The following is a 14,315-nucleotide window of genomic DNA, read 5'->3' as shown; positions in this document are numbered from 1 at the left end:
TTCACATATGTATATAGGTGGTTATACCATATAACACTAGTTGGATACCAATGCCGATTTTATTAATTATAATAACGTACTTGTTGGTTTAAAAATGAAAAGAATGAAATAAGGGATAATTTTATAAATTGTGATGCATTATGTATAGTCCGGCGGGCTAGCCTGGGTGGCTCGGCGTCACCTGTAACCTGAAAAACGCCGATACGCAGGAGGCGAAGCCGATGGAAGGTGTCCTTCTCGTTTTCAAACCTGTGGTTTCAACTGAGAAGCCCCGTCCTGCTTGGACGCTGTTGATGCGGAGGCTTATCGGAAGGTAGGTTTTCGTATCTTAACCGTGGAGACCGGTCTAGGCCCGGAAGGGAGCAGACTGACTACGGACAGTCGTCGCTTGCAGGGTTGCGGGGTGGAGAAGAAACCACAGATAACTTGATTACGGGAAGGGCATCGACCTGAGGCGTGTCCGCCATCTAAACCCGTAATACATGACGAGATAGCCGAGCCCGGTAAGGCGCAGGATTGCTAATCCTGTGGCGCTCTGCGCCTCGGGGGTTCGAATCCCCCTCTCGTCGTCCATATCATATCAATTTTCTATACAAATTAGACAAAAAAGAGATGGAAAAATGTCCTATGATACCCATACAGTCCCACTAAAAACCCGTAATAAATCCGATAAAAGCTGTGATACAGAAAGCAGTTGCAGTTCATGCGGATCAGGATGCTCCGGTGGACTGGTTGATGCAGGTTCTGAAAAAGATATAGTATACAGGAACCTATTTGTATTTGCCATCACAGCCATAGTGTTTGTGATAGTTACCTATGGGATCATGCAGTTGTTAAAAACAATAGCTGGTATCAATTAATTTCCGGATTCATCCTTTTTTACCAGTGTTTTTATAAGGATATCTCATCTGATTACCACAGTTAAGACAGGTAACTGTTACATTTATACCTTTTAACCTGATTCTTGATGTTTTCCCTGGTAAAAGATAGGAGTTACAGTGTTTACATATCCTGCGCTTTAATTCTCTAGGAAGCCTGATACGATGTCTCATCCCGATTCTTCTGGCAAGATAGGTATACCTGTTGCTCCGTTCCAGATGAGATTGCCTGGCTTCATCTTCTGCAAGATTCAAGAGTAATTGTATTCGTTGATATGCTATATCTTTAATTATAGCCTTCTTTTTTTTACGTGCACGACCCATAAACATATCCTTAACATTGTCGTTCAAATTTTAAAATTACCACATCAACATCTGGATTTTTTTCATTGACCAGCTGTCTGAATTTTTCAGGGTCTCCCTCTGTTCCTTCCACATAATTGTAATGCATCGGTACCGCCATCCTTGGGGATATAGCTGCAACCGCATCCGCAGCTTCGGTTTCATCCATGGTATATGTTCCTCCAATAGGCACCAGTACAACATCAGCGGATACATCTTTCATCTCCGGTATAAAATCAGTATCACCTGTATGATAAATTCTAACTCCACCTATCTCTATCAGGTACCCTACACCTTCTCCTTTTGGATGGTATTGTTTATTAATATTGTATGCGGGCAGAACTTCTATGTTGATACCCTTTATTGACAGGTGGTCATGCAGTATATCACCTTCACCTATTCGCCTTGCATCCCCTTTGAACTCCAGTGTAAGGTTCTCAGGTATAAGGGTAGTAGCATTACTTTTTCGAACCTTCTTGATGGATTCAGGATTGCAGTGGTCAAAATGTTCATGGGTTATCAGAAGAATATCTGCCTGGTCTTCAAAATTTACCATATCTGGCAGTACATAGGGGTCAATATGTATCGTCAGCTCAGAAGCTTTTATCATAAACCCTGCATGACCAAGCCATTTTATGGTCACGTCACCGATTTTTGTACTAGTATCGTCCAATATAATACCTCTTTAGACTGATTATCTGATAATTACCAGAGAATAATATATAAGTTTGGAATTTCAACTATAACCGGATAATGCAAATTTGCCAGCCAGTTTCCATAATTCATTAAACTTTGATTTTAGTTTGTGAGAGAAGTTGGTATCATAAATCTTTATTAAACCCATTGTTTTGTTTGGTTGAAGAGGGTTTTGCACATCAAGTATAACCATATAATTATCAATCAACGTGAACCCATGTTTGGTATCAAGAACCCTTACCTTTACAAAACTTTCAATCCTTTCCTTTAGATGTTCATCTGAAATCGATTCATATTTCTGTTTAAGAAGTGTTAGAAAATAGGAATCAGGGGTGATGACATTGATTCTAACGCCCCTGTATATCAGTGGGAACATATAATCAAAAATAGATGGATAGATTTCTGAAAATTCAGATGGTTTAAAGGATTTTAATGTGTACTGATGTACAACACATATCTCATTTTTTGTCTCTCCAGAAAGCTGTTTAACAAATTTTAAATGTTCATCAGCCTCCATTATCATTGACCAGAACGTATTTTCCTGATAATCAGGGTAAGTATACTGAGCCAGTTTTTCTTCAGCCTTTGATACTGTTTCCTTGATCCTGTCAAGCTCATTTTCTGTATCTTTTTTTTTCTTTAGATAATAATTGTTGAGTGCTATTTTGGGATCTACTGACCGGTATTTTTTAGGTCTGGAATCCTGGATTTCAACCAGTCCTTCATTTTTAAGAGATTCCAGAACCTCATAAACCTTACCCATAGGTATATTTGATCTCTGAGATATTGTGTTAGCATCTGATATCCCCTCATTCAACAGGGTTAGATATGCTGATGCTTCATATTTGTTCAATCCCAGATCCCTCAACAGATTATTATCATCCATCGTTTACACTCCTTTTGGGTTTAATATCGAGTGAAAGCTATAAATATAAATTCTTCGTTTTCAACAACCTAACAGTTGAGCAAATATCACCGATTGTAAAAATGGTATATATAATAATCTTTCTATAAAATATTAACTGGGTGAATCAACATCAAAAACATATTTGAAAAACTGGGATACTTTATAGAAAACCATACAATAGTTATCCTTATTATTGCATTCCTTCTGGTATTTGTTTCTTTCCAGGGTGCTCAGAATATAGAGATGATTTCAGGTACTGAAACCTATGTAGAAAAAGACACCCAGCTCTATCAAAATTACGACCATCTTTATTTGAACCTTTTCAGTACCCAATCCATAGCTGTACTTGTAGAAAGTGGTGATGTCAAAATTCCAGAAGTCATAAAAGCTCTAGACAGGGTGGAAAAACAAGTAGAACCACTGTCTGGAGTTGAACAGGTAACAAGTGCAGCATCTATTGTTGAAGATATGAACTACCAAAAAAATGGTAAACGTGAAATACCGGACAACCAGGAAGATATAGAATCTCTATTATCCAGAACAGAAACCGATGAAGTGTTACCTGACGACACTCATGCTATACTCTTTATAGAGGTAGCCGGTGATATAAGCAATGACAGGTTAGAAGATATACTCCATGAAACCGAAGAATCCGTTTCAATGGCCAATTTCCCACCCGGTTATTCTGTCAAAGTTACCGGTGAGTCTGCTTTCATGATAGAAATGGAGAATCTCATGAATGAAAGCATGCCTCCACTACTTGCTATATCTGCTGTATTGATGGTTATCGCCTTGTATCTGGTTTTCAGGCATGTCAGGTTTAGATTGTTGCCGCTATGTATTGTATTTCTTGGTATAATCTATACCTTCGGAGCAATGGGTTATCTGAGAATTCCAATGAGCATGGTCTCGATGTCTGCGTTTCCTATACTCATCGGTCTTGGTATCGACTATGCTATACAGTTCCACAACAGAATCGAGGAAGAACTTGAACGCAGACATGATGAGAAAACAGCTGTAATTGAAACCGTAAAACATACAGGCCCTGCTGTATTGATTGCACTTGTTATAACATCACTTGGATTTGTTTCCCTGTTTACATCTACAGTTCCGATGACCCAGGACTTTGCAAAACTACTGCTTATAGGAATACTGATGTGCTTTATTTCATCACTGTTTGTCGGTATATCTGTAATCTACGGCCTTGATACCCTTTTCAAGAAAGACAGCAATATAACTAGTATTATCAATTCCAAAAAAGATTACAGCTCCAATGAGGATATTGAAAACTCCAGCAACCATAAAACAGATGCTATAGAGCGCTACATTGAAAAAATCAGCTCATTCGCAGTAAAACATCCCATACCAATTTTACTTATTGCTGGTTTATTATGTGTTTCAGGGTTGTATGTAGATCAGGACGTACCCATTGAAACTGATACTGAAACCTTTGTACCCCAGGACATGAAAGCACTCGTTCAAATGCAGCATCTCTTCGATATTGTAGGTGGCAATGACCAGCTCAATCTCATTATCAAAGTAGATGACAACACAGACCCTGAAGTATTAAAATGGATGGATGAATTCAGTGACCATGAGGTGGATTCAAGAAGCCACATATATGACTCCAGTAGTATCATACCTGTTATCAAATCGATGAATTCTGGCAAAATCCCTGATAGTAGTGACAAAATCCAAGAAATTTATAACCAGATGCCTGAAAGTCAGAAGGACCGATACATTCACGGCAATACCATGCTTTTGATGAACCTGGATATGGGAGATGCAATGGATGATCTGGGTATTGAAGGGATAGAGGAACTCTCAAATGTTGTCAAAGACGATATATCATGGTCGCAACCACCTGCTGGTACTGATGTCACAATTACCGGAAATTCTATTGTATTTACCACAGTTATAACAGCACTTACCTCTGGCAGAATAGCAATGACATTCTTGGGACTGGGGCTTATTTTTGCAGGACTTCTTTTCATATACCGTGACTGGTTAAAAGCTCTCACTCCTGTATTAACCATGTTTATGGTAGTTGGATGGGCTGGCGGTGTGATGTATTACTCAGGAATCGAATATACACCGATGACTGCAACTCTGGGAGCATTGATTCTAGGAATCGGGTCAGAATACGCTGTCCTTATGATGGAGAGGTATTTTGAAGAAAAAGATAATGGTGCAAGTCCTGTTGAAGCCATGCGCGAATCCAGCAAGAAAATCGGGAAAGCGATTGTAACCTCTGGATTTACAACTGTTTTCGGGTTTTCAGCATTACTGGCATCACCATTCTCCATGAACAGAAATTTCGGATTAGTTACCGTTATAGACGTCGCCCTTGCACTGCTTGCCACCTTTATTGTATTTCCGGCTGTAATTGTTCTGCTCGATAGACATCGAGAAAAAAGGAAACAGAATACAGAAGATTTAACCAATAATATTACTGAGGCGGATGCTCAATGATTAGCAATTATAAAAATCAGGGATATGCTAGAAAACTTTTCAATATAATAGTGATATTTACAATTGTATCATTAATATTCACATGCCTGTTTACCCCTACAATTCAGTCCAAGGAATTCCTGCCACCCAACCAGCATTATTCAGTAAATTATTATGAAAGTTTTGGAAAACCTGATATCTATGCATCTGTTCTTGGGGACACTGAATTTAAGAGAGGAGATACTGTCCAAATTGAGATTAATCTAGCAAACAAAGGCATACTCAATGGTTTCAAATCAGTTAAAAATGCAAAGAATGAAACCGAACGACACCTAGCTCAAAAAGAAATGGAATATGAAAAAAAGCGTACAGTCGCACAGGGTATCAAAACCAACCTTACATCTACTTCACCCTATATAGATGTCGATTCTGGAAACAGTGGACAAGTAATCGAAAAACTGGCATCAGGGGAGACTCTCAAGAAACCCCTAAAATACACTATAGATATCTCTGACAAGACACCTGCTGGTGAATATATACTCAAACTCCCAATCACCTATGAATACCAAAGTGAAGTAAGAATGACAGGTGGTGAAGAGGTCCACCTTGGAATCAGTGACCTTGACCACACTACACATTACAGAACCGAAAACAAAACCATTGATATTCCGATAGCAATCAAAAAATCAGCAGACTTCCAGATAACACAAATAAACAGCAGTATATCATCAGGCAGCACCGGAAGTTTGGAAATAACATACAAAAATACAGGTGAACTTGTTGCAGATGATGCTACTGCAAGAATTGTTGCCATGCGGCCATTGAGTATTGAAGATTCCCAAGTAAACCTTGGTAGATTGGAACCAGGTGAAAGTAAAACTGCCAACTTCGAAGCCACCGCAAGTTCTGATGCAGTAGCAAAAAAATACGTATTAAACAGTGAAATAAGATATTATGATGATGACAGAGATATTGCGTTTTCTGATAACCTAAAGACACATGTTAATGTCACAACTGCTGAAAGTAGATTCAGTTTTAGTGTGTTGGTGATACTGACAATTCTTGCTCTTGTTATCTACCTTATAGTTGACACAGTAAGAACTAGAAATAAAGGAGATTAATATTACATTTGTAGATTATGAGGTGTTCCTATGAGTGATAGTAAATATACAAAATCTATAATGATTATAATATTTTTGACCATGGTCTTAACCATGCCTGCACAGGCAGATACAGGATACAGTCTTCCATCTGATGGAAACGTCACTGCATTCCTTGAAAGCCAGGATGTCTCAATACCGGGTTCCAGAACAATTACAACCCATATGCCTGAAAATTTCAATTTTGATGATAATTTTTATACAACATATGGTGGTCCAAATTTAACCGCGAATATCGTTGGAAATAATGAATTTTCAAAGGGTGAGACCACATCTCTTACAATTAACCTTGCCAACAAAGGTGTGATAACTGGGTTTGAATCTGAAGAGGATGCTTTAACCAAATTGGAAAAAGCACTCCAGAAAACAGAGATGGATTATGAGACTCAGAAGACAACCGCCATCGGTATAGTATCAACTCTTGAATCTCCGCATCAGTCCATAAAAGTCAAATCTTCTCCACAGGAATCCGGATCATTACCACCAGGTGAGGAAACTGATATACCTCCTGAATTCACCATAGAGATTGAAGAAAATGCCAAACCTGGTACCTATCCACTTATCCTGAATACACTCTATGGTTACCAGAAAAATGTCCAGGTAAGCGGTGACAACGTAAGCAATGGTGATATAACAAACCTTGAGGTTGGTATATGGTACGACTCAAAATCCCAGAACCATACAATACCAATCAGAATAGAAGATGAAGCAGAGTTCGATGTCACCAATGTCAGCGCAGACCTTCGAGCAGGTGAGGAGGGGGTACTTACTGTCACCTACGAAAACATAGGTAACCAACCTGTAAAGGATGCAACTGTCGGAATTACTGCATCAGACCCGTTTAGTACAACCGATGACCAGGCATTTTTGGGCTCTCTTGCACCCGGCGAAAGTGCTGAAGGCGTGTTCAACCTGAATGTTGACCAGACAGCTACTTCGAAAATGTATGCTATAAACAGCGAGATTAAATACGAAGATATGGATGGGGATGAGCAGATATCCGACACACAAAAGGTTCAGGTTAGGACACTACCGGCGATCACCCTTGGTGACCAGTTAAACAATCATATAGGTCTGGTATACATTTTAGTATTGCTAGCATTAATTGGACTGGCAATAATCGGGTACATGAAACTGGTAAGAGGAAGAAAAAGAAAAAGTGGTGAATAAATAACATAACATCACTTTTTTGCTATCATCACTTCAGTTGATTTTACAATAGCGTAGACCTCATCACCTTCCTTGATATCCAGTTTTTCAACCGCCTCCCTGGTTATCAGGGATTTGATTGTTGTCGGGTCTATTGAGATGCTCAATTTGGATATAACATCTCCGTTTTCCACTGAAACCACTTTTCCAGACATCTGGTTCCTGGCACTTATTTTAAGTCCCACACTTTCCCAGAAGGTTTCATCCTCTACCGTCTCATGGATTATGTTCATCTGGTTATCGTATTCCTGGAGCAGTTCTTTGGCAAAATCAGTAAGATAAGTACCCTGATTTTTACCTCCTTTAACAGATTCCACTACCTTGTTATCCGCCCTTTCTTCTATTTTTTTCAACATCTTCCAAGCATGCCTATAGGATATACCAAGTTTTTTGCATGCTTTATTCAGGGATTTTTCTCCATCAATGGATTTTAGCAATTGGGCTTTACCTTTACCTATCAATGGCTTACCGTCTTCGGTTAACCATAACTTCGTATTGGCTTTCATTTTTACACTTTATGCAATCAAATTATATGTATAGAAGTAGCCTTAAAAGACACTATCACACCATCACCGGGTTTCAGGTCAAGGTCTGTTGCAGACTGTCTTGTAATTAATGAATTAATCATAAAACCCTGACTTATCTTCAATTTTATCCTCAATAGTACACCCATTAGTTCCATTTCCACAACGGTTGCTTTAAATGTATTTCTGGCACTGCTTTTAGCAGGTGTTTTGCTGATTGTAACATTTTCAGGTCGAAGACAGCCGTATACTGTCTCTCCTACTTCATAATCAGATATAGCGTATATACTGCTTCCATCCACATCCAGGCTTATTACACCTTCATTATTTGTGATAACAGTACCCTTAAATATATTTTCTACACCCACAAAATCTGCAACTTTGTTATCAGAAGGTTTGTTGAATATTTCATCCGGAGCCCCCTTCTGCATTAACCTTCCATCCATCATGATTCCTATCCTGTCTGCCAGCACTCTTGCTTCAGTCTGGTCATGGGTCACATGAACCACTGTCACTCCTGTATCATCATGCACTTTTTTCAATATTTTTCTGGTCTCATCCTGTGTCCTTGGGTCGAGTGCACTCAGTGGTTCATCCAGTAACAATATATCGGGATTAATAATCAGGGCTCTTGCAAGTGCCACTCTTTGCTGCTCACCACCTGACAATGTTATAGGATTTCTATGGAGTATATGAGATATGTTGAGGTATTCTGCAATCTCTCTTACTTTTTTGGCATCTTTAATACCCCTCATACGTGCCCCAAAACCGATATTCTTTTCAACATTCATATGAGGAAATAACGAATAATTTTGATAAACAAAACCGATATTGCGTTTTTCAGGTGGGAGATCATCGATATATTTCCCGTTGAAAGATATGTTGCCCTCATCGGGCTGATAAAAACCTGCCATAAGCTCCAGAACCAGTGTCTTTCCTGCGCCCGTTGGACCGAGCAGTACAAAATATTCGCCTTTTTGAATTGTTAAATTGAGGTTTTTTAACGAGAAATCCCCCCAGTTTCTAAATAGATTCTTAATCTCTATCATATCTGCGCCAGCCTGAAGATATTAATCTAAGAATTACAAATATAGTAAGGGTGACTAGTATAAGCAAAACTGCTATAGGTCTGGATTCAGAAAGTCCCATGGATGTGAAACGTTCATAAATCAGGGTTGGACCTACCATCGGATAATAAGCAAGCATAATAACAGCTCCGAATTCACTGATTGCACGTGCCCAGCACATGATCGAACCAATAAGAAGATGGCGTGATGCAAGTGGAAATGTTATAAAGAGAAATGCCTTCCATAACGGAGCTCCCAATGACCTTGCAGCATTTTCCATCCTGGGATCAATGTTCTGGAAACCTTCACGTGCTGAATTTGTAAGATAAGGTGCTGATACAAAAAGCATTGCTACAACTATACCGGGCAAGGCATCCCTGAACTGGACAATCGAATCTAGTGGAGCTCCAATTAAACCGTTAGCACCGAATATCGTAAGAAGCGCAATGCCTGCCACTGTATGAGGCACCACCACAGGAATGTCCAGTATACTTTCAACAATTCTTTTACCAATGAAATCTTTTCTTGCAAGTATATAGGCTGCAGGCACTCCCAGTATAAAAGATATCAGAGTTGCGAGGAATCCGGTATACAGCGAGAGGAATATTGCCTCTAACACAGAATTGTCCCTTGCAGCTTCCACAAGTCCTGAAAAATCCAAGACTATCTGCTCAAATATCATATTAAAAAGTGTAATAAATACAAAAAACAACAAGACAGAAAGTAAAAAGAAAAATAGTACCATCAGTGGATTTAACTGTGTTAAATTATTGATTTTATTTTTTATTTCTGGCATATTTTCTCTTTTAACTTAATTTAAAAGTATTTATTCAATTCTTCAGGCACTTTATCAACATCGTTAGTTGATGCTGGTACAATTGGAGGTTGACCATTGTTTTCAAGTACCCGCTGTCCATCCTTACTGTGCAGGAGTTTTATAAATCCTACGGCATGTTCATTTTGATTTACAGTACCCGGTATGGTGATTCCATAGACAATCGGTTTACCTGTTGAAGTACCGTTTCCTCTTTTAACTTCTACCTTACTGTACATATCCTCATGTTCCACTGAACTAAGGTCTATTTCTGGAGGTAATTCAACAAATTCGAAACCGTGCTGTACAGCGACACTTCTGTAAATATAGAAGTAATCGATTTCACCCGTTTCAAGCGCTGATGATAGTTCAGTCTCCATACTTCTCATCATAATTTTGTCACTGTTGGGATTGATGTTTTCAGATTTTGGAACAACAACAGTATAGGTTCCATTTTTGGATGTTGTTTCCATTGCTGTGTTAGATGCCATGAGGTCATCATAAATCTGTGAGTCGTCGTAGTGAATTTCAGCAAGCTGGGTGACCATCTGTGAACGATAACCACATGGATCATCATTTGGATTGGAGAATCCGAAAGTTACATCTGGTCTTCTGAGAATATCATACCAGTTATCCTGGTTTATTTCATCACTGTACTTGCTGTCTTCTGTATAGGCTATAACAATCTGATTTCTGGCAAATGCAGAATACCATTCGGTATATTCAGGCATCATCATATCAGGTATCAGACTGTAATCCGCAACTCCAACTACATCTGCCTGTTTTCCAACTTCGGTGACTTTTCTTACAGTAGCCACACTTCCGCCAGCTTCACGCCGCACGTCCACATTGGGATTTCGCTGTTCATACATCTGTTCCAGTTCTTTAAAGGGGATTGTTAAACTTCCTGCATGGTACACATTCAGAACCACATTATCCTGCTGTTGTGACATATCACCCTGGTTACCTTCTTTACTGCTCTCACCGGTATCACTCATGCATCCGACTCCTGCAAAAACAACAAGAACCACCCCTATTATACATGTTATATTTAATATATCATCGCGTTTTATATTAAACATCGTTATGTTCAACCAAACATAACCATATATAAAGGTTCTGCTAAGCTAAAACATATATTTAGCAACAAGTTATAAATATACCCGAAATATTATTAGTTACTATATATAAAATATATGTCTATATACCTATAACTGAGGGATTACCATAGAATCACGAAAAGTTCAGCAAACTGGTGGTTCCACCTATATCATTTCACTCCCCAAGAAATGGGCTGAAAAGGTGGGTATAATATCCGGTTCACAGGTTTTCTTACAACAGCATCCTGATGGCAGCCTTGTCATTAACCCTGTTTCAGAAAGTTCACCTGTCCAGAAGAAAGAACGGGACATCACCGGTAAAATGGGTGATGCACTTACTCGGGAAATAATTGCAGCATATCTTGCCGGTTTTAATATAATAGAATTTAAATCAAAACGCATAATGGCAGAACAAAAAAATATCATCAGGGATGTATGCTACAAACTCATTGGTCCAGAAATAATTGAAGAAACATCAAAAAGTGTCATAATACAAGACCTCCTGAATCCGAGTGAAGTTTCCATCAAAAAAAGCGTTAAAAGAATGTTTTTGATTTCAAATTCCATGCACAAGGATGCCATACGCGCACTCAAAACAAAGGATTCGGACCTGGCAATGGATGTCATTCACAGAGATGATGAAGTAGATCGGCTGTTTCTACTGATATCCAAACAATTCAGGGCTGTATTGCGGGGTGCCCAGCTTCCGGATACCGCTGAAACTACAATCGATGAGTACCATGATTTCAGGATGACCGCGGCACCCCTTGAACGCATTGCAGACCATGCAAGAAAAATAGCCAAAATTGCATATAATATGGATTTCTCAATAAAACAGGATTCACTCGATTTAATAGAAAATGCAAGCAACACCGCGAGGAAAATAGTTGAAAACAGTATTGATGCCCTATATGAATCCAATGTAGAACTTGCAAACCAGGTTATTGACCAGGGTGAACAGATGCGGGAACAGGTCACAAAAATCAACGAAACATTACTCAAAATCGATTCACATGAAGCTATTGTATCACTTGGAACTGTGGCAGACAGTATTGACAGGATAGGTGATTATGGAGCAAACATTGCAGAAATCGCCATAAATTCCGCGATGTCTAAGGCACTGAAAGAACAAGATTAATTCAAAGGTTTTTTGGAAACCACCAAACATTATATATCACTACACCATTTATAATTAGGATAAAATATTATCTAAAAATAAATAAGAAACAATATTATAATTAATACTAATAATTTGAACCCCACACCGCTACTGGAGGATATATATGGGTCCAATAAGATTACTAAAAAACAACTTCAGAGGTTTTTTGAATAAATTATTCAAGAAAAAAAAGAATGCTCGCATCGGTATCTACGGCCCCCCAAATGCGGGCAAAACCACACTTGCCAACCGTATTTTAAGAGACTGGACAGGTGACGCCATGGGTCCAGTATCACATATTGAACACGAGACCAGGAGTGCAAGAAGTAGAGATGGAGTCACAATACAATCGAACGGGAATTCTATTTCTCTTGATATCATCGACACACCGGGTCTTGCCACAAAAATTGATTTTCATAACTTTATGGATTATGATATGGAAGAAGATGAAGCGAAAAGACGGGCTAAAGAAGCAACAGAAGGCGTTATTGAAGCAGTGAAGTGGTTGGACAACCTTGATGGTATTATCCTTGTTATGGATGCTACACAGGACCCATTTACACAGGTGAATGTCACTGTTGTTGGTAATATGGAAGCCCGAAAATTGCCCCTTTTAATCGTTTCGAACAAAATCGACATGCCGGAATCTTCGCCATCCACCATAATGAATGCATTCCCCCAGCATCCAATGGTATCAATATCAGCGCTTGAAGGGACAAATATCGATACACTGTACCAAGAAATTGCAAAAACGTTCGGGTGATTACAATGCAAGGTATTCAAATGGATTTGATTTCAGAAGAGAGATTATCAGGGATGAACCCGGTAGAAAAAGTCAAATTTATTATTGATGAAGTTAAAAAGGACAAAGTACTGGTACTTGAAAAAGGCTTAACCCCTGATGAAGAAGCAAACCTTATCGAAATGACGATGACAAAAATCCAACCCGAAGGTTTTTCAGGTATCGAAATGGAAAGTTATCCATCCCAGACCAATAATTCCTTCATCAATAAATTGCTCAAAAAAAGCACCCACCGTACTCGTCTAACTATTATAGGTCCTGCAAATCAATTAAAAACTCTGAAAAAAGACAGAGACCTTATAACTACACTCCTCTCATCAAAAGAATAAACGTGAAAGGTAATGAAAAGTAATATGGATAACGATATACCTATCTCTTTAGCACCACAATCATTGAATTTTTTTGAGATGGGAAGGTCCGATGTCAATATTGTATGCACCTATGGGAAAATTTCTATATGGTTTGGACGTCTCTCACCTGTGGACGTGATTAAAGAGATATTGATAATCATATCCAATGTAGATAAATCAACAGTCCATGAATGTGAGTTTTTCTGTGAATACGAAGAAATCACTGAATATGAAAATAACGGATATATACTTGTATCCTATGCCAGGTCAGGTAATAAGTACAGGGCTACATTCAATGTACCGTTTTCAAATGACACTGCCCTTCACTATTTGACAAATTCTATAAAAACACAACTTGAAAATGAAGACGTCAATATCAACCTGTACTGGACCGGAGATGATTCCGGTATAATACAATTATATGAAAAACTCAAAAATATAAATGGATGGAAATTAAAACAGATTAATTATAAAGATGATGGAAAAGATTACGATTTGATTTGATTCCCAGAGTGGTCAGTGCTGAGAACATAAAAATCACAGATAGCAATAAATTTCATCCGATTAAAACTTGGGTTAAATATTAAAATTTTAGTGGTCAGTACCAACTTAGCACCTTATTTATAGTTTACTTTATAAGTAAAAAATATAAGAATTGATAACACAAAATATAATCAATTATATTCATCATGGAGATTGTTATGGTAAAAAGAACTGAAACGATATACCTAAATTATGATAAAAACCTTAGCTGGTTATGTCATATTTCCAAGAACCTATACAACCAGGCAAACTTCATAGTTAAACAATCTCTAAATGATGAAGGTAATTGGGTAAGATACGAAGAACTAAATAA

15 protein-coding genes, 1 tRNA gene and 1 other RNA gene are annotated in these 14,315 nt (G+C 38.4%); 10 read left to right on the top strand and 7 right to left on the bottom strand.

Annotated elements, in window-relative coordinates; translation table 11 throughout:
* The first annotated feature begins 150 nt into the window (after positions 1 to 150).
* From ffs to ACLFMM_RS06260, 3 genes are all read left to right on the top strand, one after another.
* Positions 151 to 466, top strand: an RNA gene (gene ffs, locus ACLFMM_RS06270) — signal recognition particle sRNA.
* An 18-nt stretch (positions 467 to 484) separates the two neighbouring features.
* Positions 485 to 569: transfer RNA gene (locus tag ACLFMM_RS06265), tRNA-Ser, on the top strand.
* Positions 570 to 620: 51 nt separating this feature from the next.
* The gene (locus ACLFMM_RS06260; RefSeq protein WP_410807859.1) at positions 621 to 860 is read left to right on the top strand and encodes a hypothetical protein; all 240 of its coding nucleotides are present in this window, start codon (positions 621 to 623) and stop codon (positions 858 to 860) included.
* 9 nt (positions 861 to 869) lie between these two features.
* Here ACLFMM_RS06260 and ACLFMM_RS06255 read toward each other — a convergent pair whose 3' ends face one another.
* From ACLFMM_RS06255 to ACLFMM_RS06245, 3 genes are read right to left on the bottom strand one after another with little or no spacing between them, the layout of a single operon-like run.
* A complete protein-coding gene (locus ACLFMM_RS06255) occupies positions 870 to 1,229 on the bottom strand; it encodes a ribonuclease P protein component 4 (RefSeq protein ID WP_410807858.1) in 360 nt (119 codons plus the stop codon).
* A complete protein-coding gene (locus tag ACLFMM_RS06250; RefSeq protein WP_410807862.1) occupies positions 1,213 to 1,896 on the bottom strand; it encodes an MBL fold metallo-hydrolase in 684 nt (227 codons plus the stop codon). Before ACLFMM_RS06250 ends, ACLFMM_RS06255 begins: the two co-directional genes overlap by 17 nt.
* A gap of 60 nt (positions 1,897 to 1,956) precedes the next feature.
* Positions 1,957 to 2,802: a TrmB family transcriptional regulator gene (locus tag ACLFMM_RS06245; RefSeq protein WP_410807857.1), complete on the bottom strand. Its 846-nt coding sequence runs from the start codon at positions 2,800 to 2,802 to the stop codon at positions 1,957 to 1,959.
* A 171-nt stretch (positions 2,803 to 2,973) separates the two neighbouring features.
* Between ACLFMM_RS06245 and ACLFMM_RS06240 the strand changes: the two genes are divergently transcribed.
* From ACLFMM_RS06240 to ACLFMM_RS06230, 3 genes are read left to right on the top strand one after another with little or no spacing between them, the layout of a single operon-like run.
* Positions 2,974 to 5,295 carry a hydrophobe/amphiphile efflux-3 (HAE3) family transporter gene (locus ACLFMM_RS06240; protein ID WP_410807861.1) on the top strand — a complete coding sequence of 774 codons (2,322 nt, stop codon included), beginning with the start codon at positions 2,974 to 2,976 and terminating at the stop codon, positions 5,293 to 5,295.
* On the top strand, positions 5,292 to 6,395 hold the full coding sequence (locus ACLFMM_RS06235; RefSeq protein ID WP_410807856.1) for a COG1361 S-layer family protein: 1,104 nt from the start codon (positions 5,292 to 5,294) through the stop codon (positions 6,393 to 6,395). Before ACLFMM_RS06240 ends, ACLFMM_RS06235 begins: the two co-directional genes overlap by 4 nt.
* Before the next feature lie 30 nt (positions 6,396 to 6,425).
* Positions 6,426 to 7,604 carry a COG1361 S-layer family protein gene (locus ACLFMM_RS06230; protein WP_410807855.1) on the top strand — a complete coding sequence of 393 codons (1,179 nt, stop codon included), beginning with the start codon at positions 6,426 to 6,428 and terminating at the stop codon, positions 7,602 to 7,604.
* A gap of 11 nt (positions 7,605 to 7,615) precedes the next feature.
* On the opposite strand, the gene ACLFMM_RS06225 is transcribed toward ACLFMM_RS06230, so the two are convergent.
* The 4 genes from ACLFMM_RS06225 to wtpA form a co-directional block, all read right to left on the bottom strand.
* Entirely contained in the window at positions 7,616 to 8,149 is a 534-nt protein-coding gene (locus ACLFMM_RS06225; protein ID WP_410807854.1) for a TOBE domain-containing protein, read from the bottom strand.
* Between the two features lie 17 nt (positions 8,150 to 8,166).
* Positions 8,167 to 9,216 (bottom strand): ATP-binding cassette domain-containing protein, encoded by a 1,050-nt coding sequence (locus ACLFMM_RS06220; protein ID WP_410807853.1) that lies wholly within the window; start codon positions 9,214 to 9,216, stop codon positions 8,167 to 8,169.
* Complete coding sequence (locus ACLFMM_RS06215) at positions 9,203 to 9,916, bottom strand: ABC transporter permease subunit (protein ID WP_410807852.1); 714 nt, start codon at positions 9,914 to 9,916, stop codon at positions 9,203 to 9,205. The genes ACLFMM_RS06220 and ACLFMM_RS06215 overlap by 14 nt, the downstream gene beginning before the upstream one ends.
* A 134-nt stretch (positions 9,917 to 10,050) precedes the next feature.
* Positions 10,051 to 11,130 carry a tungstate ABC transporter substrate-binding protein WtpA gene (gene wtpA, locus ACLFMM_RS06210; protein WP_410807851.1) on the bottom strand — a complete coding sequence of 360 codons (1,080 nt, stop codon included), beginning with the start codon at positions 11,128 to 11,130 and terminating at the stop codon, positions 10,051 to 10,053.
* Positions 11,131 to 11,275: 145 nt separating this feature from the next.
* Between wtpA and ACLFMM_RS06205 the strand changes: the two genes are divergently transcribed.
* From ACLFMM_RS06205 to ACLFMM_RS06190, 4 genes are all read left to right on the top strand, one after another.
* Complete coding sequence (locus tag ACLFMM_RS06205) at positions 11,276 to 12,286, top strand: PhoU domain-containing protein (RefSeq protein ID WP_410807860.1); 1,011 nt, start codon at positions 11,276 to 11,278, stop codon at positions 12,284 to 12,286.
* Between the two features lie 145 nt (positions 12,287 to 12,431).
* Positions 12,432 to 13,070 (top strand): Era-like GTP-binding protein, encoded by a 639-nt coding sequence (locus ACLFMM_RS06200; RefSeq protein WP_410807850.1) that lies wholly within the window; start codon positions 12,432 to 12,434, stop codon positions 13,068 to 13,070.
* Between the two features lie 5 nt (positions 13,071 to 13,075).
* Entirely contained in the window at positions 13,076 to 13,438 is a 363-nt protein-coding gene (locus ACLFMM_RS06195) for a DUF2073 domain-containing protein (RefSeq protein ID WP_410807849.1), read from the top strand.
* 12 nt (positions 13,439 to 13,450) lie between these two features.
* Positions 13,451 to 13,963: a hypothetical protein gene (locus ACLFMM_RS06190; protein WP_410807848.1), complete on the top strand. Its 513-nt coding sequence runs from the start codon at positions 13,451 to 13,453 to the stop codon at positions 13,961 to 13,963.
* Positions 13,964 to 14,315 lie beyond the last annotated feature (352 nt).

This window comes from Methanohalobium sp. (assembly GCF_046546175.1).
Taxonomy (GTDB): domain Archaea; phylum Halobacteriota; class Methanosarcinia; order Methanosarcinales; family Methanosarcinaceae; genus Methanohalobium.
This window is presented reverse-complemented; position numbering and strand designations above follow the sequence as displayed.

Coding starts and splice junctions, on each gene's coding strand:
- ACLFMM_RS06195 (WP_410807849.1), top strand. CDS start 13,076: ATGCAAGGTATTCAAATGGATTTGATTTCAGAAGAGAGATTATCAGGG.
- ACLFMM_RS06220 (WP_410807853.1), bottom strand. CDS start 9,216: ATGATAGAGATTAAGAATCTATTTAGAAACTGGGGGGATTTCTCGTTA.
- ACLFMM_RS06245 (WP_410807857.1), bottom strand. CDS start 2,802: ATGGATGATAATAATCTGTTGAGGGATCTGGGATTGAACAAATATGAA.
- ACLFMM_RS06230 (WP_410807855.1), top strand. CDS start 6,426: ATGAGTGATAGTAAATATACAAAATCTATAATGATTATAATATTTTTG.
- ACLFMM_RS06200 (WP_410807850.1), top strand. CDS start 12,432: ATGGGTCCAATAAGATTACTAAAAAACAACTTCAGAGGTTTTTTGAAT.
- ACLFMM_RS06190 (WP_410807848.1), top strand. CDS start 13,451: ATGAAAAGTAATATGGATAACGATATACCTATCTCTTTAGCACCACAA.
- ACLFMM_RS06215 (WP_410807852.1), bottom strand. CDS start 9,916: ATGATATTTGAGCAGATAGTCTTGGATTTTTCAGGACTTGTGGAAGCT.
- ACLFMM_RS06260 (WP_410807859.1), top strand. CDS start 621: ATGTCCTATGATACCCATACAGTCCCACTAAAAACCCGTAATAAATCC.
- wtpA (WP_410807851.1), bottom strand. CDS start 11,130: ATGTTTAATATAAAACGCGATGATATATTAAATATAACATGTATAATA.
- ACLFMM_RS06225 (WP_410807854.1), bottom strand. CDS start 8,149: ATGAAAGCCAATACGAAGTTATGGTTAACCGAAGACGGTAAGCCATTG.
- ACLFMM_RS06235 (WP_410807856.1), top strand. CDS start 5,292: ATGATTAGCAATTATAAAAATCAGGGATATGCTAGAAAACTTTTCAAT.